At 68.9% G+C, this 19,960-nt stretch carries 14 protein-coding genes; 8 read left to right on the plus strand and 6 right to left on the minus strand.

The features are described 5' to 3' along the window. The first annotated feature begins 69 nt into the window (after window positions 1-69). From dgcN to CAP40_RS00175, 4 genes are read left to right on the plus strand one after another with little or no spacing between them, the layout of a single operon-like run. The gene (gene dgcN / locus CAP40_RS00160; protein ID WP_086127352.1) at window positions 70-1,104 is read left to right on the plus strand and encodes an N-acetyltransferase DgcN; all 1,035 of its coding nucleotides are present in this window, start codon (window positions 70-72) and stop codon (window positions 1,102-1,104) included. Then, window positions 1,062-2,051, plus strand: a complete 990-nt coding sequence (gene dgcA, locus CAP40_RS00165; RefSeq protein WP_086127353.1) for an N-acetyl-D-Glu racemase DgcA — start codon at window positions 1,062-1,064, stop codon at window positions 2,049-2,051. Before dgcN ends, dgcA begins: the two co-directional genes overlap by 43 nt. Beyond that, window positions 2,048-3,610, plus strand: a complete 1,563-nt coding sequence (locus CAP40_RS00170; RefSeq protein ID WP_086127354.1) for an amidohydrolase family protein — start codon at window positions 2,048-2,050, stop codon at window positions 3,608-3,610. The genes dgcA and CAP40_RS00170 overlap by 4 nt, the downstream gene beginning before the upstream one ends. Beyond that, complete coding sequence (locus tag CAP40_RS00175; protein WP_208413820.1) at window positions 3,610-4,851, plus strand: dicarboxylate/amino acid:cation symporter; 1,242 nt, start codon at window positions 3,610-3,612, stop codon at window positions 4,849-4,851. The genes CAP40_RS00170 and CAP40_RS00175 overlap by 1 nt, the downstream gene beginning before the upstream one ends. 30 nt (window positions 4,852-4,881) lie before the next feature. Here the strand turns inward: CAP40_RS00175 and CAP40_RS00180 are convergent, their stop codons facing one another. Continuing rightward, window positions 4,882-6,159 carry an amidohydrolase family protein gene (locus CAP40_RS00180; protein WP_086127356.1) on the minus strand — a complete coding sequence of 426 codons (1,278 nt, stop codon included), beginning with the start codon at window positions 6,157-6,159 and terminating at the stop codon, window positions 4,882-4,884. After that, entirely contained in the window at window positions 6,156-8,171 is a 2,016-nt protein-coding gene (locus CAP40_RS00185) for a prolyl oligopeptidase family serine peptidase (protein WP_256923943.1), read from the minus strand. The genes CAP40_RS00180 and CAP40_RS00185 overlap by 4 nt, the downstream gene beginning before the upstream one ends. 122 nt (window positions 8,172-8,293) lie before the next feature. On the opposite strand from CAP40_RS00185, the gene dacB reads away from it, so the two are divergent. Further along, window positions 8,294-9,733, plus strand: a complete 1,440-nt coding sequence (dacB, locus tag CAP40_RS00190; RefSeq protein ID WP_086127357.1) for a D-alanyl-D-alanine carboxypeptidase/D-alanyl-D-alanine-endopeptidase — start codon at window positions 8,294-8,296, stop codon at window positions 9,731-9,733. A gap of 39 nt (window positions 9,734-9,772) precedes the next feature. Here the strand turns inward: dacB and CAP40_RS00195 are convergent, their stop codons facing one another. From CAP40_RS00195 to CAP40_RS00205, 3 genes are read right to left on the minus strand one after another with little or no spacing between them, the layout of a single operon-like run. Further along, window positions 9,773-10,957 (minus strand): dipeptidase, encoded by a 1,185-nt coding sequence (locus tag CAP40_RS00195; RefSeq protein WP_086127358.1) that lies wholly within the window; start codon window positions 10,955-10,957, stop codon window positions 9,773-9,775. Then, window positions 10,954-11,958 carry a serine hydrolase gene (locus tag CAP40_RS00200; protein WP_086127359.1) on the minus strand — a complete coding sequence of 335 codons (1,005 nt, stop codon included), beginning with the start codon at window positions 11,956-11,958 and terminating at the stop codon, window positions 10,954-10,956. The genes CAP40_RS00195 and CAP40_RS00200 overlap by 4 nt, the downstream gene beginning before the upstream one ends. Then, window positions 11,955-13,502: a permease gene (locus tag CAP40_RS00205; RefSeq protein ID WP_256923944.1), complete on the minus strand. Its 1,548-nt coding sequence runs from the start codon at window positions 13,500-13,502 to the stop codon at window positions 11,955-11,957. The genes CAP40_RS00200 and CAP40_RS00205 overlap by 4 nt, the downstream gene beginning before the upstream one ends. Before the next feature lie 318 nt (window positions 13,503-13,820). Between CAP40_RS00205 and CAP40_RS00210 the strand changes: the two genes are divergently transcribed. Genes CAP40_RS00210 through CAP40_RS00220 form a run of 3 tightly spaced genes read left to right on the plus strand, consistent with a single transcriptional unit; the run spans window position 13,821 to window position 19,219 of the window. Beyond that, entirely contained in the window at window positions 13,821-16,766 is a 2,946-nt protein-coding gene (locus CAP40_RS00210) for a TonB-dependent siderophore receptor (protein WP_256923945.1), read from the plus strand. A 37-nt stretch (window positions 16,767-16,803) separates the two neighbouring features. Beyond that, on the plus strand, window positions 16,804-17,973 hold the full coding sequence (locus CAP40_RS00215; RefSeq protein WP_086127361.1) for a serine hydrolase: 1,170 nt from the start codon (window positions 16,804-16,806) through the stop codon (window positions 17,971-17,973). Between the two features lie 4 nt (window positions 17,974-17,977). Then, window positions 17,978-19,219, plus strand: a complete 1,242-nt coding sequence (locus tag CAP40_RS00220) for a threonine synthase (protein WP_086127362.1) — start codon at window positions 17,978-17,980, stop codon at window positions 19,217-19,219. Here CAP40_RS00220 and CAP40_RS00225 read toward each other — a convergent pair. Next, window positions 19,216-19,830 carry an alpha-ketoglutarate-dependent dioxygenase AlkB gene (locus CAP40_RS00225; protein ID WP_306298537.1) on the minus strand — a complete coding sequence of 205 codons (615 nt, stop codon included), beginning with the start codon at window positions 19,828-19,830 and terminating at the stop codon, window positions 19,216-19,218. The two genes, CAP40_RS00220 and CAP40_RS00225, sit on opposite strands and share 4 nt — an antisense overlap. Window positions 19,831-19,960: the final 130 nt, after the last annotated feature.

The raw sequence follows: 19,960 nt of genomic DNA on the forward strand, positions 1-19,960 counted from the left end.
GCTGGCTATGCCGAGGCGCGCACTCGCTATGCGCGGTGCCCGATGCGAGCGGGATAGCGTTATCACCCAATGATACCGGCACCTTACCTCCTCTACCTCGGTCACAGCACCGATTTCGTGGGCATCAAGACCTCGCGCGGCCTGGCCGAATTCCGGCGCGGCGATTGCGTGGGCGAGTTCCGCCATGACGACAGTCCGCTCACGCTCGGCCTGCCGCGCATGACCATCGCGGAAGGCGCGGCGGCGGGCGCGAAGACGCTCGTCCTCGGCATCGCCAATTCGGGCGGCACGCTGGGCGGCGACCTGGTGCGCGACGCGGCGGCGGCGCTCAATGCGGGGATGAACGTTGCCGCCGGCCTCCACCAGCGGCTGCGCGAGGTGCCCGAACTGGCGGCGCTCGCCATGGAGAAGGGCCTGCAGCTGTTCGACGTGCGGGATCCCCCGGCGGACATGCGGGTCGGCACCGGATACGCCCGGGCCGGGCGCCGCCTGCTGACGGTCGGCACCGATTGCTCGGTCGGCAAGATGTACACCACGATCGCGCTCGCGGATGCGCTCAAGGCGCGTGGCGAGAAGGCCGATTTCCGTGCGACCGGCCAGACCGGAATCCTGATCGCCGGCGCCGGCGTGCCGATCGACGCGGTCGTCGCCGATTTCATCTCGGGCGGCATCGAGATGCTTGCGCCCGAGCGGACCGATGGCGGCTGGGACCTGATCGAGGGCCAGGGCTCGCTCTTCCACCCGAGCTTTGCCGGCGTCTCGACGGGCCTGCTTCACGGCGCCCAGCCCGAAGCGATCGTGCTCTGCCACGATCCGAGCCGCAGTCATATGCGCGGCTTGCCGGGCCGGGCGCTGCCGGGCCTGCGGGAATGCCTGGAGGCCAATCTCCAGGTCGCGCGCCTCACCAGCCCGGAGGTTCGCGCGGTCGGAGTCTGCCTCAATACCTCCCGGATGGAGGTTGAAGCGGCGCGTGTGCTTTGCCGGCAGATCGAGGCCGATCTCGGTCTGCCCTATACCGATCCAATCGCCTTCGGGGTCGAGGCGATCATCGACGAGTTGCTATGCACCGAACCCTCACGGCCCGCCACGACCGCTTCGCGCTGAGCAAGCCCTTCCGCATTTCGCGCGGCGTGAAGACCGAGGCCGATACGGTCACGGTCTCCATCCGCGCAGGCGCGCTGGAAGGGAGAGGGGAAGGCGTGCCCTATTCCCGCTATGGCGAGAGCGTGGAGAAGGCGCTCGCGGCGATCGAGGGCATCCGCCCGGCGATCGAGGCGGGCGCGGGGCGCGAGGAGCTGCTGGCGCTCCTTCCCGCCGGCGCGGCCCGCAACGCGGTCGACTGCGCGCTCTGGGACCTGGAAGCGCGCGCGGCCGGGAAAAGCGTCGCCGCGCTGCTCGGGACGCCGGAGCCCGAGCCGATCGCCAGCGCGCGCACCATCGTGATCGATACGCCGATGATGATGGGCTGTGCCGCGCGCCGCGCCGCGCATGCGCCGCTGCTCAAGGTGAAGGTCGATGGCCGCCTGCCCGACGCGCAGATCCGCGCAGTCCGCGCCGCCGCGCCCGATGCCCGGCTGATCGTCGATCCCAATGAGAGCTGGGACGCGCGGCTGGTCGAGGCGATGCAGCCGGTGCTGGCGGCGCTGAAGGTCGACCTGCTCGAACAGCCCGTGCCGGCCGAGATCGACGCATGCCTCGAGACTTTCCGCCCGCTCGTGCCGATCGCCGCAGACGAGTCCCTCCACACCCGCGAGGATCTCGACCAGGTCGCGCGCCGCTACCAGGTGGTGAACGTGAAGCTCGACAAGGCCGGCGGCCTGACCGAGGGGCTGCGCCTCGCCCAGGCCGCGCGCGACCGCGGCCTGGGCCTGATGGCCGGCTGCATGGTCAGTTCCTCTCTGTCGATCGCTGCGGCGCTGCACATCGCCCGCATGTCGGATTTCGTCGACCTTGACGGTCCGATCTGGCTCGCCAAGGATCGCCCCGGTGGGGTCGAGGACCGGGGCGGGACGCTCTATCCGCCACTTCCGGGATTTTGGGGAACGCCATGAAGATCGCGCTGCTGCTGGGGACTGCCGCTCTTTCATTGGGTGCCGCCGCGCCGCTTCCGCCGCAGAAGGTCGATCTGCTGATCCGCGGCGGCACGATCTATACCGGCTCCGACGCGCCCTTTGTCGGCGACGTCGCGGTCAAGGGCGATCGCATCGTCGCGGTGGGGGCGCATGCGAACCTGATCGCCGCGCGCGTGATCGATGCGAAGGGGATGATCGTTGCCCCCGGCTTCATCGATCCGCACACGCATATGGGCGACGATCTCGCATCGACGGATCCGAAGAAGCGCCTGATCCCCGCCTTCCTGATGCAGGGCGTCACCACGGCGTTCATCGGCAATGACGGCGGCGGCAGCCCGGACCTGGCCAAGGTCCTGGGGAGCGCGGCAAGCAAGCCGGTGGGCATCAACTATGCCGCCTGGGTCGGCTTCGGCGCGGTGCGCGAGAGGGTGGTGGGCGAGGATGCGCGCGATCCCACGCCCGCCGAGCTGGAGCGGATGAAGGGCCTGGTCGCCGGCGCGATGTGCCAGGGTGCGCTCGGTCTCTCCACGGGCCTGTTCTATGCTCCCCAGAGCTTCGCCAAGACCGAGGAAGTGATCGCGCTCGCCAAGGAGGCGGGCAAGCGCGGCGGCAGCTATGACAGCCATATCCGCGACGAGAGCAGCTATACGGTGGGCCTGGCGGCCGCGATCGACGAGGCGATCCGCATCGGGCGCGAGGGCGGGCTGCCCGCGCATATCAGCCACATCAAGGCGCTGGGCGTCGACGTGCAGGGACAAGCGCCCGCGATCATCGCCAAGATCGACGCGGCCCGTGCCCGCGGCGAGAAGGTCACCGCCAATCAATATCCCTGGTCGGCCTCGGGCACGAGCCTGGTCGCCTCGCTCGTCCCGCTCTGGGCGCAGGATGGCGGCCGCCCGGCGCTGCTCAAGCGCTTCGACGATCCTGCGCTGACCGAGAAGATGCACGCCGGCATGGTCGAGAATCTCCGCAAGCGCGGCGGGGCGGGCAAGCTGCTGATCGTCGAGGGCAAGTACCGGAACCGCTATCTCGACGCCGTCGCGAAGGAGATGAAGCTCGACCCGGTCGATGCCGCGATCGCGGTGATCCGCATCGGCGATCCCGGCACCGTCTCGTTCAACCAGAGCGAGGCCGATATCGCCGCCTTCATGCGCCAGCCCTGGGTGATGACCGGATCGGACGCTTCGGGCGGCCATCCGCGCGTCTATGGCTCCTTCGCGCGCAAATACGACAAATACGTCAAGGCCGATCACGTGATCACCCTGCGCCAGTTCATCGAGCGAAGTTCGGCGCTGACCGCCGACACGTTCGGGCTGGAGGGCCGCGGCCATCTGCGCGCCGGCGCCTTCGCCGATGTCGTGGTGTTCGATCCGCGTACCTATGCCTCGCGCGCCACCTATGAGCAGCCGGCGCTGCTGGCGGCCGGGGTGCGGACCGTGCTGGTCAACGGCGTGCTCGCGGTCGACAGGGGCGCGATGACCGGCAAGGCCGCCGGCCGAGCGCTCGCGCACAAGCCCACCCCCGGGACCTGCAACTGATGGGCTGGTGGTTCGGCATCGCCCTGTGGAAGCGCGTGCTCGCCTTCCTCGTCCTCGGCGTCGTGTTCGCGCTGCTGGTGCCGCAGGGCGCGCCCTGGGTGCAGTTCGTCGGCGACCTGTTCGTCCGTGCGATCCGCATGCTGGTGGCGCCGATCGTGCTGGTCACCATTGCCTCGGGCATCACCACGCTCGCCGATCCCAAGCGGCTCGGCAGCCTGGGCGGGCGCACGGTCGGCATGTTCGCGCTGACGACCTTCATCGCCGTCTCGGTCGGCATGCTGGTCGCGGCGATCGTCCAGCCCGGCATCGGCGCGCCGCTCGGCACGGCCGAGGCGCATGTGCTCGGCAAGCCGGTCACGCCCTATGAGCAGCTGATCAATATCATCCCGACCAACATCTTCGATGCGCTGGCCAAGGGCGACATGCTGGCGCTGATCTTCACCTCGATCCTGATCGGCTGCGGCACGGTGGTGGCGGGGGAGGCGGGCAAGCCCTTCGCCAACCTGCTGCAATCGACTTCGGCCGTGCTGCTGCGCGTCGTCGGCCTGGTGATGGAGGCGACGCCCTTCGGCGTGTTCGCGCTGATCGCCAATGCCGTCGCGGCGAACGGCGCGGCGGTGTTCGTCCATGTCGGCTGGCTGGCGCTGGCGGTGGTGCTGGGCTCGCTGATCCAGATGCTGGTGGTGCACAGCCTTCTCCTGCGTTTCGTCGCGCGCCTGCCGCTGCTGCCCTTCTTCCGCGGCATCGTCGACGCGCTGGCGGTGGCCTTCTCCACCGCATCGAGCGGCGCGACGCTGCCGGTGGCGATGCGCGTCTCCGAACAGAATCTGGGCATCGGCCGCTCGGTCTTCTCCACCGTGCTGCCGCTCGGTGCCAGCATCGGCAAGGACGGCACGGCCATGTATGTCGGCCTGCTGTCGATGTTCGCGCTCCAGGCCTTTGGCGTGCACCTGACGCCCACCGTCTATGCGACGGTGCTGTTCACCGGCGCGCTCGCCGCGTTCGGCACGGCGCCGGTGCCGTCGGCCTCGCTGTTCATGCTGGCGGCGGTGCTGAGCGCAGTGGGCGTCTCGCCGGAGCAGACTGCCCTGGTGGTGGGCTTCGTGCTGCCCTTCGACCGGCTGCTCGACATGACGCGGACGGTGCCGAGCGCCTCGGCGAACCTCACCGTGGCGACGCTGGTGGCGCGCTGGGAAGGCGAGCTGGACGAGGAAGTCTATCGGGCGGCCGACAGGGCCTAGGGCAGTTCCCTTCCCTGGAAGGGAGGGGAGTCAGTCCAGCGAAACCTCTTTGCCGGCCACCCAAACCCGCTTGACCGAGTAGAGGTCCCGGAAGGTCAGGTCCGGCGTCCCGCCGGTCAGCACCAGGTCGGCGCGCATGCCCTTGTGGATCCTGCCTTCGGTCTTCCGGCGCCCCATGATGTCGGCGCTCACCCGCGAGCCGGCCTCGATCGCCTCGGCCGGAGTGAAGCCGAGCTCGGTCAGCAGCCGCATCTCGCGCAGCGCGCCGAAGCCGGGATAGACGCCTTCGATGCCCGTGTCCGTGCCCACGCCAATGCGGATTCCGGCCGCCTTCAGCCGGCGGATATTCTCCCGCATGATTTCCCAGCGCCTGCTGTCATAGGGCGCGATCGCCCCGCCCTTGGCCAGCCGCGCCGCCTCGCGGTCGCGCTGCTCGGGCGTGAGCAGCGCCAGCTCCTCGGGCGCCAGCGCACGCGTCTCGAGCGGCTCATAGGTCGCCAGCGTGGCGACATAGGCCATGCGGTGTTTCCGCATCAGGCCGATCAGCTCGTCGTCGACCAGTGCGTCGCCCACACCGTGCGCCACCGAGTCCACGCCCGCCCGCGCGGCGATCTTCGCCCCTTGCAGCGTCACGGTGTGCGTCATCACCCTGATGCCCGCTGCGTGCGCATCCGCCACGATCGCGGCCAGGGTCGCTTCGTCCATGCTCGGCCGGTCGGGACGGTCGGGGTCGCCATAGCGCCAGCCGTCGTTGAACACCTTCACCATGTCGGGCTTGTGGGCCAGGGCCCCGGCCATCGCCGCATGGGCTTCGGCCGGACTGGTCACCTGGAGCGTGATCGCATTGGTGAACTGGCTCTCGGTGCCATGCCCGTCCGGCACGCCCAGGCGCACCGCCAGGGTGAGGCGCGGCGTATCGGCCTGGAGCGCGCGGATCCCGGCCATCATCGCGGCCGAGACGGAGAATTCGTTCACGCTCGTCACGCCCGCGCGCAGATAGGGCAGGTAGAAGCGGTGGAGCGCGGCGGCGTCGGCAAAGGCTTCGCGCCGGGTGTGGATGTGCAGGTCGTGCAGCCCGGGGATCAGCGTCAGCCCCGTGGCGTCGATCACCGCGGTGCCCTCGGGCACGCGCAGCTTCCTGCCGATCCGGGTGATCCGGTCGCCCTCGATCAGCACGTCCCGCAGCCTTGCCGGCGTGCCGGTGCCGTCGAACACGCGCGCGCCGTGGATCAGCGTCGCGCGTTCCTGTTCCTGCGCTTGCGCCCCATTTGCCCCGGCCAGTGCCGCCGCCGCCATCAGCCACCTCATTTCAGATGCGCGTCGAAGAAGGAGATGGTGCGGCGATAGGCCGTGAGCCAGTCGGCATAGCGGAAGAATTCGTGGCGCTCATTGGGGAATACCAGTTCCTCGTGGGGCACGCGCCGCGCCGCCAGCTCGCGGGCGAGCAGCAGCGACTGGCCGAAATCGACGTTCCTGTCGTCATCGCCGTGCACGAGCAGCACCGGCGAGCGCCAGGTGCCGATCGCGCCCATCGGCGAACTGTCCCATTGCTTCTGCCGCGCGGCGGCCTGCTGCTCGGGCGACAGGTTGTTCTCGACATTGCGCAACAGGGTGTGGACGCCGTGGAAGTCCGCGCCCGCCTTGAACAGGTCGCTGTTCCGCGCCAGCGCCAGCGCCGTCAGATAGCCGCCCCAGCTGCCGCCCCAGATGCCGATCCGGTCCGGCGCCACGTCCGTTTGCGCCGCGAGCCAGCGCCCGCCGGCGAGCACGTCACGATATTCGGAAGCGCCGTCGCGGGCGATCCCCGGCGCATCCCGGAATGCCTGCCCATAGCCGGTGCCGCTGCGATAATTGACCGAGAGGACCGTATAGCCGCGCGCGGCCAGCGCCTGGTTCATCACATAGGCGTTCGAATAATATTGGGCGTGATGGAAGCCGAGCAGCATCTGGCGCCGCGGCCCGCCATGGACGAAGATCAGTGCCGGGCGCGGGCCCTTGCCCTGGCCGCGGAACAGCTGGCCGTGGACGGTCACTCCGTCCTCGGTCCGATAGGTCACCGCCTCGGGGGCGATCGCGCCCTTCATCTCGGCCGTTTCGCCCAGCGGCGCCAATCCCTTCGCCAGCACCGGATGGGCCGGATGGCGCGCATCGGCGGCGATCCCCGCGAGCAGCCCGCCCGCAAGGACCGGCAGGCTCTCGCTGCCCTTGCCGTCGGTCACGCGCTTCGCCGTCCCGCCGCTTGCCGGCACCTGCCAGAAATGCCGCCTGTCCGCCTCGTCGGCATTGGCGGCGAAGGTCACCATGTCGTCGGCGCCGAGCACGAAGGTCTCGACCTCGAAGCTGCCGGAAGTCAGCGCCCTAGGCTCGCCGCCCTTGGCCGCGTCGATCGCATAGACGTGCAGGAAGCCGCTCCGCTCCCAGGGGAAGAGCAGCCGGCCCCCCTTGCTCCACCAGAGATTGTGCTGGCGCGTGCCATAATAGCGGCCGCCCATGCCCTGGGGGGCGGTCCACAGCGTGCGGGCCTTGCCCGTCGCGGCATCGGCCACCCGGATCGACCAATAGGGGCCGCCGTCCCGCGCCGCGCCCGCGGGCGGATCGAGATACTGGATATAGGCGACCTGGTCCCCGCCGGGCGAAAGCGCCGGCTCCACCGAATAGCCGAGCGCCGGCTCCATATAGGTCAGCCGGCCGCCGTCCGCGTCGAGCAGCGCGACGAAGGCACGGTCGTTGCGATTGTCGACGAAGAGCAGTCGCTTGCCGTCGGGCGTCCATTTCAGGTCGCTGACCTCGCCCGGAACCGCGGCGATGCGCGCCGCCTTGCCGGCCCGCCACAGCCACAGCTCCCCGCGCCGGGTGAAGGCGATGCGCTGCCCGTCGGGCGAGAAAACGGGCAGGTGTCCGTCTCCGATCGGTGTGGGATCTCCACCGTCTTCAACGACGAACACCTGCTGCCCCGGCGTGAACGCGGCCGAGGCGGTATTGGGAATCTTGCCGTCGGGGAACTCGTCGTCCCCGCCGCGCACATATGCCAGGCGCCGGCCGTCGGGGCTGAGCGCCGGATCGTAGAGCATCATGCCATCGTCCTCGGCATGGCGCGTGACCTGCCGGGCTTGCCGACCCGCGTCCGCCACCCACAGGTTGCGCACGCCGGCGCGGTTCTCCACCCAGGCGAAGCGCGGCACGTCGCGTGCGCCGGCCATCTGGCTGGCGACCGGCAGGGCGAGCGCCGTGGCCAGGTCGTCGGTCTGGGCCAGCGCCGGCGGGGCGAACGCCACCACCGTCGCGGCCAGGGGTTTCAAGGTGGCCCGCATCAGGTTCATGCCGCGAAGGTGCCGGGCCGATGTCGCCCGTACAATGCCGGCATGCGCCATGGTTATGCCCGGGCGACTCCTCTGAATGATCGCGGGTTTGCAGGCCCGGTGGCGGGAGTTACGCTCGCGGCATGAAGCATTTCGTCCTCGGCATCGCCCTTACGCTCGCCACTCCCGCGCTCGCCCAGCAGACGCTGGAGCAGCGCGTCGCCGCCAAGCTCGCCGAGGCGCCGACCGGCACCCGCTTCGGCCTGGTCGTGGCCGACGACACGGGCAGGGAGATCGTCGCGATCAATCCCGACGGCCGCTTCATCCCCGCCTCGAACACCAAGGTCTACACCACCGCCGCCGCCTTCGCGAACCTGCCCGGCATCGACCAGCCCGATGCCATCGGCGGCGCCGCGGTGCGCCTGGAGGGCGAGGATGTGGTGCTGGAGGGGCGCGGCGATGCCCGCCTGTCGAGCGCGGACGACTGCACGGTCGACTGCCTCGCCACGCTCGCCGACGCGGTCGCCGCGAAGACGAAGCAGGTCCGCAACATCGTCGGCGACGACACCTTCTTCCCGGACCAGCGCTGGAGCCCGGGAATGAGCTGGAACAACATTCCCAGCGCGTCGGGCACCGGCATCTCGGCGCTGACGCTCGACGACAATGAGCTGAAGCTAACCGTCTCGCCGGCCCGGGCGGGGGAGGCGGCCAGGGTGGAGCTCTGGCCCTATTTCGCCGTGACCAACGCGGCGAGGACCGTGCCGGGCAGCGAGACCCGGCTCGGCTGGGACCGCGACCCCAACGGCAAGCAGCTTCGCATCACCGGCACGATCGGCGCGGATGCCCAGCCGAAGAGCTGGAAGCTCGGCATCGACGATCCCGCCGATTATGCCGCCTGGCGCCTCAAGGCGCTGCTGGAGGCGCGCGGGGTGAAGGTGAAGGGGCATGTCGAGGTGCGCCATCGCCCGGTGACGCCGCAGGACGATCCGGCCGATCCCGGCTATGCGGCGGCCCGCGCCGCCCTGTCCAGGCTTCCGGTGCCGCTCGCGGCGCTCACGCCGGCGCCGCTCGCCGAGGACCTGAAGCACATCAACAAGGTCAGCCAGAACCTGCACGCCGAGCTGGCGCTGCGCCGCATCGGGCAGTTCCAGGGCGGCAGCGGCTCGATTCCCGAAGGCGTTGCCCGGGTCGGGAAGATGCTCGCCGCGGCGGGCGTGCCGCGCACCGCCTGGGACTTTTCCGACGGCTCGGGCATGTCGAGCTACAACCGGGTGAGCCCCCGCGGCTCGGTGCTGCTGCTGCGCTGGGTCGCTGTCCAGCCCTGGGGGGCGCAGTTCCGCGATACGCTGCCGATCGGCGGGGTTGACGGCACGCTGGCCCGCCGCTTCAAGGGCACGCCGCTGGAGGGCAAGGTCTTCGCCAAGACCGGCACGCTCAACGCCACCAATGCGCTTGCCGGCTATTTCACCGCGGCCAGCGGCAAGACCTACACCTTCGCCTTCTACGCCAACGACGTGCCGCAGGATGCGAGCGCGACCAAATATATGGACGACGCCCTGAACATCGTGGCGGCGGGAAACTAGCCTTCTCCCTCTCCCCTCCAGGGGAGAGGGAGAAGCGGATCACTTTTTCGCGGCCCAGTCTTCCGCCTGCTTCAGCACGCGCAGCACGTTGCCGCTCCAGATCTTCTCGATGTCGGTATCGGAGAAGCCCTCGCGGCGCAGGCGGGCGGTGATCTTCGGCAGGGCGGTGATGTCCTCCATGCCGCGCACGCCGCCGCCGCCGTCCCAATCGGCGCCGATGCCGACATGGTCGACGCCCATCACCGCGATGCAATGGAGCAGGCTCTTCATGAACAGCTCGAAATCGGCGCCCTGATAGGGGTTGGTCGCGTCCGCCCTGGCCTTGTCCGCGATCAGCTGGCGCTGGTCGGCGGCGGAGAGCGCCCACCAGTCGTCCTGCCGGTCGGAGATCCTGTTGCGGGCCTCGTCATGGTCGCCCTCGACCAGGTAGACGCTGTTCACCTGCAGCACGCCGCCCGCCTTGGCGAGCTTGCGCATGCGCTCGTCGTCCAGGTTGCGCGGATGGTTGAAGATCGCCCTGGGCCCGGAGTGCGAGGCGATGATCGGCACCTTGGACAGGGCCAGCGCCTGGTCGAACACGTCGTCCGACGAATGGCTGACGTCGATCAGCATGCCCAGCCGGTTCATCTCGGCCACCCATTGCTTGCCGAGCGGGGAGAGGCCGTTCCACTGCTTCACCTTGTCGGTGGCGCTGTCGCCGAACTGGTTGTTCCGGAAATGGATCGGCCCGGCCATCCGCACGCCCTGGTCGTAATACCATTTGAGCAATGTCAGGTCGGTGCCGAGCGGATAGCTGTTCTCGATCGACTGGAAGACGATGCGCTTGCCCGCCTTGGCGATGCGATAGGCATCCTCGGGCGTGGTCGCGAATTCCATCTTGTCGGCGTTGGCCGCCACGACGCGCTGGATCCACATCTCGCGGGTCAGCGCCGCGTTGCGTGCCTTGGCATAGCCTTCGGGCGTGAGCGGTCCCTGGCCGGTATAGACCACGAAGAAGCCGCCATCGAGCCCGCCCTGCTCCATGCGCGGCAGGTCGACCTGGCTCTTGTCGAAGTCGCGGTCGTGCCAGCGATCGAACTTCCAGCCCGGATGCTCGAACAGTTCGGGCGTGTCGAGATGCGTGTCGAGCACCAGCATCTGGTCGTGCGCCAGCCGGTCGGCAGGGGTGGGCGTGTCGCTATCCGGCCCGGACAGGGCGATGGCGAGGGCGAGCAAAGAGATCATGGAGCCTCCCAGGCGTTGATGACGGCATCCCCCGTCGCGGGGCGCAGCACGAAGATGCCGCTGTCGAAATGGCGGGTCGGATGGACGCGGTTGGTGAGCAGCGTCCAGGCGAGCCCGCGTTCGAAATCGATCCACAGGCCGGTGCCGGTGAAGCCGGTGTGCCCGATCGTTTCGTCCGAACAGGCCTGCCCGCCCGACCAGCCGGCGAACTTGCGCTCCCAGCCGCAGGTACGGTGCGAATATTGGGGCGTGCGGATCGCCGCGAGCATCATGGGCGAGAAGCTGCCGCTCAGCACGCCCTGCGCGAAGTCGAGCACGCCGGCCACGGTGCCGAACAGCCCGGCATGGCCGGTCTGCCCGCCCATCGCCGCGCAATTCTCGTCATGCACCTCGCCCTTGAGCACGCGGTTGCGCCACATGCAGCGTTCGGTCGCCACGGCCGGGCCCGGCGGCGGGCCGTAGCTCAGGCCCGGGCCCAGCGGCCATTCGCCCAGCGCCTTGCCCGTCACGCGCTCGATCGCGATGCCGAGCAGCAGGAAGTTGATGTCCGAATAGACCGGCTCGGGAATGTGCTTCCATTCGCGCTGGAGCACGAAGGCGCGCAGCCGATCGGGATCGCCGCCATAGGTGTAGATCGGCTCGACCGCGGGGAAGAGCGTGCGGTGCGCCAGGCAATCCCGGAACGTGAGGGTGCGTTCATAGGCGCCCGCCACGTCATATTGCCGCAGGTCCGGGATGGCCGTGGTCAGCGGTGCGTCCAGGTCGATCCGCCCTTCTTCGGCCAGGCGCAGGATCATCGTCGTCGTCGCCACCACCTTGGAGACCGAGGCAAGGTCGAACCAATGGTCGAGCGTCAGCGGCTCGGGTGTGGGGACGAGCGCGGCCATGCCGGCATGCGTCACCCAGCGCCGCCCGTCCGCGGCCACCACGCCCAGCGTCGCGCCGGGGATGCGCCCGGCGGCCACCGCCGCGGCGGCGGGTGCGAAGGCCGTGTCGATCATGCCGCCACCGCATCGCCGTCGGGCCGGGGCTTCGCGCGGACGATGAACGGCACGAAGACCAGCGCGGCGACGCTCATCGTGCCCGCCATGATGAAGAAGCCGTCATAGCCGATCGCCTTCTGGAAGACGCCGGAAAGGCCCGCGAGCAGCCTGGGGATCAGGAAGGCGAGGCCGGAGAGCAGCGCATATTGCGTGCCCGGGAAGCGCGGGTTCACCAGCAGGGACAGGTAGACGACGAACACCGCCCCCTCGAAACCGTGCCCGAACTGGTCGAGCGCCATGGCGAGGTACAGGTCGAAATCGCCCGCCGTCACCTGCACGCCGAGCAACGAGAACCAGACCGGGCCGCCCGGCGCCTGATAGGCGAGCCAGGCGAAGATCCAGTTGCTGAGCGCGGACATGATCGCGCCGATCACCAGCGCCCAGCCCATCGGCGCCTTGGCCGCCAGCCAGCCGCCCAGCGCCACGCCGAGCATGGACGAGAGCAGCGCCACCGCGCCGTCGGCGACCGCGATCGCCTCCAGGCTGTAGCCCAGCGCGTTGAACAGCGGGTGCGAGAGGGTGAGCGCCATCACGTCGCCCATGCGATAGACCGAGACGAACAGCAGGATCGGGATCACCACCAGCCCATAGCGCCAGGCGACGTTGAGATAGGGAGCGAGGCCGGACGTGGTGAGCAGCCGGTGGCTCGGCGGGAGCTTCCGGATCCACGGCACCGCCGCGCCCAATGCCATGAACGGCAGCAGCGCGACGGCGAATACCCAGTATTTGACGATGTCCGGGTTATCGAGCCCGACCGATCCCATCGCGGCGAGCAGCGCCCAGCCGACCGCTGCGGTGACCACGAGGCTCCCGCCGAGCACCACCGCGCTGGCGAGGATGCCGGTGACGAGCGCCGTGCCGCGCCCGCCGCCATGCCCGGTATCGGGCCGCATGCAGGCGAGGATGGGGAAGGGGAGGAAGGCGGCCGCCGCGATCACCAGATAGGCGGTGGTCCAGTCGCTCTTCGCCGCGATGTAGATCGCGCCGCTGCCGGCCGCGACCATGGCGCTGCGATAGCCCCACAGGTTCGCCGCCACCATCGGGCCCTGCTCCTCCTGGGTCGGCGCCAGCTCGATGCGCCAGGCGTCGGCGGCGACTTCCAGCGTGGTGGTCCAGAAGGCGAGCAGCACCGCGAACAGCGCGGTGACTTGCAGATTGGCATCGGACGAAGTGAGCGCCATCGCCACGGTCGAGAGGAAGATGCCCAGCTGCGACAGCATGATCCAGCCGCGCCTTTTGCCCCAGAAGCGGCCGAAGCCCGGCACGTCATATTTGTCGAGCAGCGGCGCCCAGGCGAACTTGAAGGTCGGCAGCAGCGCCACCCAGGCAAAGAAGCCCACCGTCACGATGTCCACGCCGTGCTTGGCCAGCCGCAGCAGCAGCACGGCGTTGAACATGTAGAAGGGCAGGCCCGCGGCGAAACCGAGCAGCAGGTACAGCGCCAGCCGGCCGAAACCCGGGCGGATCGCCGCCGCCGCGGGAAGACTCGGCGCGTCAGTCACGCGGCACCGGACGGTCGAAATGCGGCATCAAGGGCTCCCCTGGGGCTGGTTTCCCTAACGCTCGGCCGGGGCGGGCACGCAGTCAATGGCCAGTCTGACAGGCTTGTGTTGCAGTCCTGTCACGTTTTCGTGGGCAATTGTCACATTTGATGCCCCGGGGTTATGGCGCGGGGAACAGAAACTATGGCGCGCCGCAACATTCTTGGTACCTAATGCCCTTTCACCGCGCGGGATATTGCGGGCTTCAGGGGGTTTTAGGAAATGATCGAAGCAACGGCGTTTAGGAAGGTTCTGGCCAGCAGCACGGCTTTCGCGGCCATGGCGATCGCGCTGCCGGCCTGGGCGCAGACCAGCGATCCGGAGACGCCCCAGGCGGCTGCCCAGGCGGCTCCTGCCGCCGAGGAGGGCGAGATCCTCGTCACCGGCACCCGCATCCGCCGCGACGGCTTCCAGGCCCCGACGCCGCTCACCGTGCTGACCCAGCAGGATATCCAGAACACGTCGCCGACGAACAACATCGCCGACTTCGTCAACCAGATGCCCCAGCTCGCCGGCTCGACCAAGCCGGCCAATTCGCGCCTCAACCTGTCGAACGGCTCGGCGGGCATCAACGCGCTCAACATGCGCAACCTGGGCGAAGGCCGGGTGCTGGTCCTGCTCGACGGCCGCCGCTCGGTCGGCTCCACCATCTATGGCTGGGTCGACATCAACACCATCCCGCAGGCGCTGGTCGACCGCGTCGAGGTCGTCACCGGCGGCGCTTCGTCGGCCTATGGTTCGGACGCTGTCTCGGGCGTGGTGAACTTCGTCCTCAACAAGAAGCTCGACGGCCTGAAGATCGAGGCCGATACCGGCATCACCACCTATGGCGATGGCGGCAATTACTCGGCCAGCATCGCGGGCGGCAAATCCTTTGCCGGCGGCCGCGGCCACATCCTGCTCAGCGCCAACATCGCGCACCAGGACGGCATCTTCGAGGTCGGCGACGACCGCGAGTGGAATCACACCGGCTATGTGCGCATCCAGGATCCCAACTGGACGAGCACCAGCACGACGCCGCAGTTCATCACCACCCGGCGCCAGATCGGCGCGGCGAACTCGACGCCCGGCGGCCTCATCACCGGCTCGGCCGGCGGCTCCGCGAATGCGCTGCGCGGCCTGTATTTCGGCTATGGCGGGGCAGTGAACACCTTCGACTATGGCAGCTTCGCCTATCCGGCGTTCACCCGGGCGTCCGGGTCGTCGGCGCCGAGCCTCGTCCAGGGCGGTTCCTGGCAGGTCAATGATTCCGGTACCCGCATCGGCCTGATGCCGAAGGACGATCGCTGGGGCGTCTTCGGCCGGCTGAGCTACGAGGTCGCGGACGGCGTCGAGCTCTTCGCCGAAGGCTCGTACAACCGGCAGAAGGTGTTCTTCAACGCGGGCCCGAACCTGTCGACCGGCATCGCGATCAACACCACCGGCTGCACCACCGTTCCGGTCCCCGTGACCTGCAACGCCTTTGCGCTCCAGTCGCTCGGCGCGGCGCGGCTTGCCGGCGTCACCGGCCTCACGCTGGCGACCACCGCCGCCGACCTGCCGTTCCGCGCGATCGCCAACGAGCGCAAGGTGCAGCGCTATGTCGTCGGTGCCGAGGGCAGCTTCGAGGCGTTCGGCAGGCCGGCGCACTGGGACGTCTATGCCCAATATGGCCGTTCCGACCTGCGCGAGCAGCTCCGCAACATCATGAACCTGACCCGCATGGCGAATGCGACCAACGCCGCCTTCGCCCCGGCCGGCAATGCGCGCGGCTATACGACCGGCTCGATCCAGTGCCTGATCAACGTCGATGCCATTACGACCAACGACGATCCGAACTGCGTGCCGCTGAACCGCATGGGCGTGGGCGTCGCCAGCCAGGATGCGATCAACTATGTGCTGGGCAACCCCTATCGCGACCAGGTGATGGAGCAGTTCGTCGCCGGCACCAACTGGTCGGTCACGCCGTTCGCCACCTGGGCGGGCGATGTGAGCGTCTCGGTCGGCGGCGAAGTCCGCAAGGAGAAGATCCGCGGCACCGTGCCCAAGGAATTCCAGCCGATCGTGACCACCACCGGCACGACCAACGCATGGTCGGTGGGCAACTATCTGCCCTTCACCGGCGAATATAGCGTGAAGGAAGCCTATCTCGAGACGGTGGTGCCGCTGGGCTTCGGCCTCGAATTCAACGGCGCCGTCCGGGCTACCGATTATTCCAACTCGGGCTATGTCACCACCTGGAAGCTCGGCGCGACCTGGGCGCCGATCCCGGACATCCGTTTCCGCGTGACCCGTTCGCGCGACATTCGCGCGCCCAATCTGAACGAGCTGTACCAGGCCGGCACCGCCAACAGCGATTCGGTGCGCAATCCCAAATACACCTCGGACGGCCTGAACGGCCCGGCGACCTGGGGCTATTCGGGCCTGACCACGGGCAATCCGAACCTGCTTCCGGAAATCGCCAATTCCTGGAACATCGGTGCGGTGGTCTCGCCGCGCTTCCTGCCGGGCTTCACGGCGTCGGCCGATTATTTCCGCATCAACCTGGCGGGGGCGATCGACTCGATCAGCGCGCAGGAAATCGTCAACCGCTGCTCCGACGGCAATACGGTCTATTGCGCGGCGATCACCAACGACCCGGTCCGTTCGCTGCCGGGTGCGCCGTACCTGCTCATCCGCAGCCAGCCGTTCAACTTCGTGCGCAAGCTGGTGCGCGGCATCGACTTCGATGCGGCCTATCGGATCCCGCTGGGTGCCGCGAGCACCTTCACGCTGAAGGGCGTGGCGACGCGCTATATCGAGAACCTCTCCGATACCGGCATCGCCGGCAGCGTGGCCGTGAACACCGTTGGTGCGAACGGCGGCCAGGCCAGCACGCCGACCTGGATCTTCCGCGGCAGCGCGACCTACGAGACCCAGACCTTTTCGGCCACCGTCACCGGCCGCGGCGTCAGCGCGGGCAAATATGTCGCCAACGGCATCGAGTGCACCAGCGGCTGCCCGGTCTCGACCACCAACTTCCCCACCTATGACAACAACCGCGTCTCGGGCCTGTTCTACGTCGACCTCAACCTGACGCAGACCGTGCCCTTCGGCGGCAACCAGGCGCAGTTCTTCATCAACGTCACCAACCTGTTCAATCGCTGGCCGCTGCTCGTGCCGGAAACCGGCATGGCGGCGAACACCACCTATTCGGACATGCTCGGCCGCCAGTTCCGCGCGGGCATCCGCATCAGCCTGAAGTGATCGTCGTGCCGGCTCCATCCGCCGTGATGGAGCCGGCATGATCGCCGCCGCGCTCCTGCTCGCGGCGGCATCGGACCCGGTTGCCGCGGTCCGGGTAACGTTCAATGCGGGGGGAGAGATGTCGGTCAGCGCGAAAGGGCTGGCCGACATTTCCGCATCCAGGCCGGTTACCGCCGACGATCCCGTGCGGATCGCTTCCATCTCCAAGCTGGTCGTCGCGATCGGCGTGATGCGGCTGGTCGAGCAGGGCAGGGTCGATCTCGATGCCGATGTCTCGCGCTGGCTCGGCTGGAAGCTGCGCAATCCGGCCTTTCCCGACGCGCCGATCAGCCTGCGCCTGCTGCTCTCGCATCGCTCCAGCCTCACCGACCGGGTCGATTATGTCCTGCCCCTCGATGCGGATATGCGCGCGGTGCTGGAGGACCCGAAGGCCTGGGACGCCAGCCATGCCCCCGGCAGCTGGTGGGCCTATACCAACTTCAACTTCCCCGTGATCGCCGCAGTGATGGAGCGCGCCACCGGCGAGCGGTTCGACCGGCTGATGGACCGCCTGGTCTTCGCGCCCATGAAGCTCGATGCCTGCTACAACTGGGCGAGCTGCCGGCCCGGAACCGCTGCCCGTGCCGTCGTCCAGTATCGCGGGCGCGTTGCCACCAAGGACGACAATCGCGGCTCGGCGCCGGCATGTCCGGTCACCCCGGCGCGGGACGGCGGCTGCAACCTGGCCGCCTGGCGCCCGGGCAGCAACGGCGCGATCTTCTCGCCCCAGGGCGGGCTGCGCATCTCGGCACGGGGACTGGCGCGGATCGGCCGCATGTTCCTCGGCGGCGGCCGGCTCGACGGGGCGCGCATCCTGCGCCCCGCCTCGGTCCGCATCCTGGAGACGCCGCTCTGGACCTGGGATGGCCATGACGGCGATGTCGGCGGCGATATCTCGGTCGCGGTGCCCAGCGCCGGCGCCACCTGCGGCTATGGACTGGCGATGATGTTCACCGCCACCGGCGCCCCGGGCTGCCGTGACGATCCGTTCGGCGACGGCCGCAGGCGCTTCGGCCATTCGGGCGATGCCTATGGCCTCAAATCCGGCCTGTGGATCGATCGCGCCGCCGGCACGGGCGTCGCCTATTTCGCCACCGATGTTCCGGATGTGCCGGGGAAACGATCGGCCTATACGCCGACGGAGGAATCGCTCGCCCATCCGGAGTAGCATCTTGCGCCACGACGCCAATCTGACGACCGACCGTCCCACCTTCGTCACCCATCTCGAATGTTCGATGACCGGCGAGCGCTACGAGGCGGACCGGCTGCACGGCCTTTCCCGCGCCGGCCGGCCGCTGCTGGTGCGTTACGACCTTGCGGGCGTGAAGGCCGCGCTGCCGAGGGAAGCGCTCGCCGGCCGTCCCGCCGACCTGTGGAAATATCGCGAGCTGCTTCCCGTCCGGCGGACGGAGAATCTGGTCAGCCTGGGCGAGATCGCCACGCCGATCATCCCGCTCGACGGGCTGGCGCGCGAGGCCGGGGCGAGCCATCTCTGGGTCAAGGACGAGGGGCGCCTGCCCACCGGCTCCTTCAAGGCGCGCGGGCTGGTCATGGCGATCGCCATGGCGAAGGAACTGGGCGTCGCCACCATCGCGATGCCGACCAACGGCAATGCCGGTGCGGCGGCGGCCGCCTATGCCAGCCGGGTGGGCATCGAGTCGGTGATCTTCTGCCCGGCGGACACGCCCGAAGTGAATGTGCGCGAGATCGCCGCCCAGGGAGCGCGCGTCTATCGGGTCAACGGGCTGATCGACGATTGCGGCAAGCTGGTGGGCCGGGGGGCGAAGGAGCGGGGGTGGTTCGATCTCTCCACGCTCAAGGAGCCGTATCGCATCGAAGGCAAGAAGACGATGGGCCTCGAGCTCGCGGAGCAGCTCGGCTGGGAGCTGCCCGATGCGATCTTCTATCCCACCGGCGGCGGCACCGGCCTGATCGGCATGTGGAAGGCCTTTGCCGAGATGGAGGCGCTGGGCTGGATCGGCGCGAAGCGTCCGCGGATGATCGCGGTGCAGGCCGAAGGTTGTGCGCCGATGGTCCGCGCCTTCGAGGTGGGGGAGCGCCATGCGACCCGGTGGGAGGATGCGCACACCATCGCGATGGGCATTCGCGTGCCGCAGGCGGTGGGCGATTTCCTGATCCTCGACGCCGTCCGGGAAAGCGGCGGCGTGGCGATGGCGGTGAGCGACGAGAGCATCGCCCGGGCAGTCGACGATGCGGCGCGCAAGGATGGGCTGCTGCTCTGCCCCGAAGGCGGCGCGACGCTGGCGGCGTGGCGCAAGGCCCTGGCCGAGGGGCTGGTCTCGCCGGAGGAGAAGGTGGTGCTGTTCAACTGCGCGACGGGACTGAAATACCCGCTCGCCGATCAATCGAAGATGCTCGACAAGGATGGGCCGATCGATTTCGGAGCGCTCTAGATCGGGGCCTCATATTCTCCCCCGTCATCCAGGGGAGGACGCTGCCCGGCCAGGCTCCGGAACGTTATCGACCAGCGCGGCGCGCCCATCGGCGCGATGCTGTGCTCCCAGCGATGCCGCGCCTCGCCATGGAGATGATAGGCCCCGCGCGGCGCCAGCGGCAGCTCGGCCCGATCGAACTTCCCGTCCGTGCGCCGCCGGCGCAACCGCAGCACCGCGGGCGCGCCGAGCGATATGCCGACGATATGTTCGAACACCGGCCGGTCGCGATGCCAGCCGATGCCGGCGCCCGGGTCATAGCGGATGGCCAGCGCCTGGACGAGCGCATCCGCCTCCAGCCCGGCCAGTGCGGCGGCGCGGGCGCGCAGCGGCAGCAGCCAGTCGGGGATCGCTTCGGTTTCGGCAAAGCTCGAATCGGTGAAGTCGTAGCGCCAGCCGAAACTGCGCGTCAGCCGCTTGCCCTGCCATTGCCGAAAGCGGAACGGTGCCAGCCCGGCTGCGTCGACAAACCGAATCAGATCGGCTTCTTCGCGCGGGCCAAGGATATTCTTCGCCTGTTCGATGCCGCGGGGCAGGGACTCTTCGAAAAGCGCGGGAAACAAAGGGGACACTGGCGGGATATGGGAACCCCGTCTAAGTTCTTCCAGCCGGGGATACCTTCATACTCGAATGGAATTCCTTTGTCTTTCCCGCAAGATAGCGGTTGCAACCGGCGTTGCGGCGCCCTAGCTGTTCGCCCCG

Source organism: Sphingomonas sp. IBVSS2 (genome assembly GCF_002127225.1).
In the GTDB taxonomy this organism is placed as follows: Bacteria; Pseudomonadota; Alphaproteobacteria; order Sphingomonadales; family Sphingomonadaceae; genus Sphingomonas.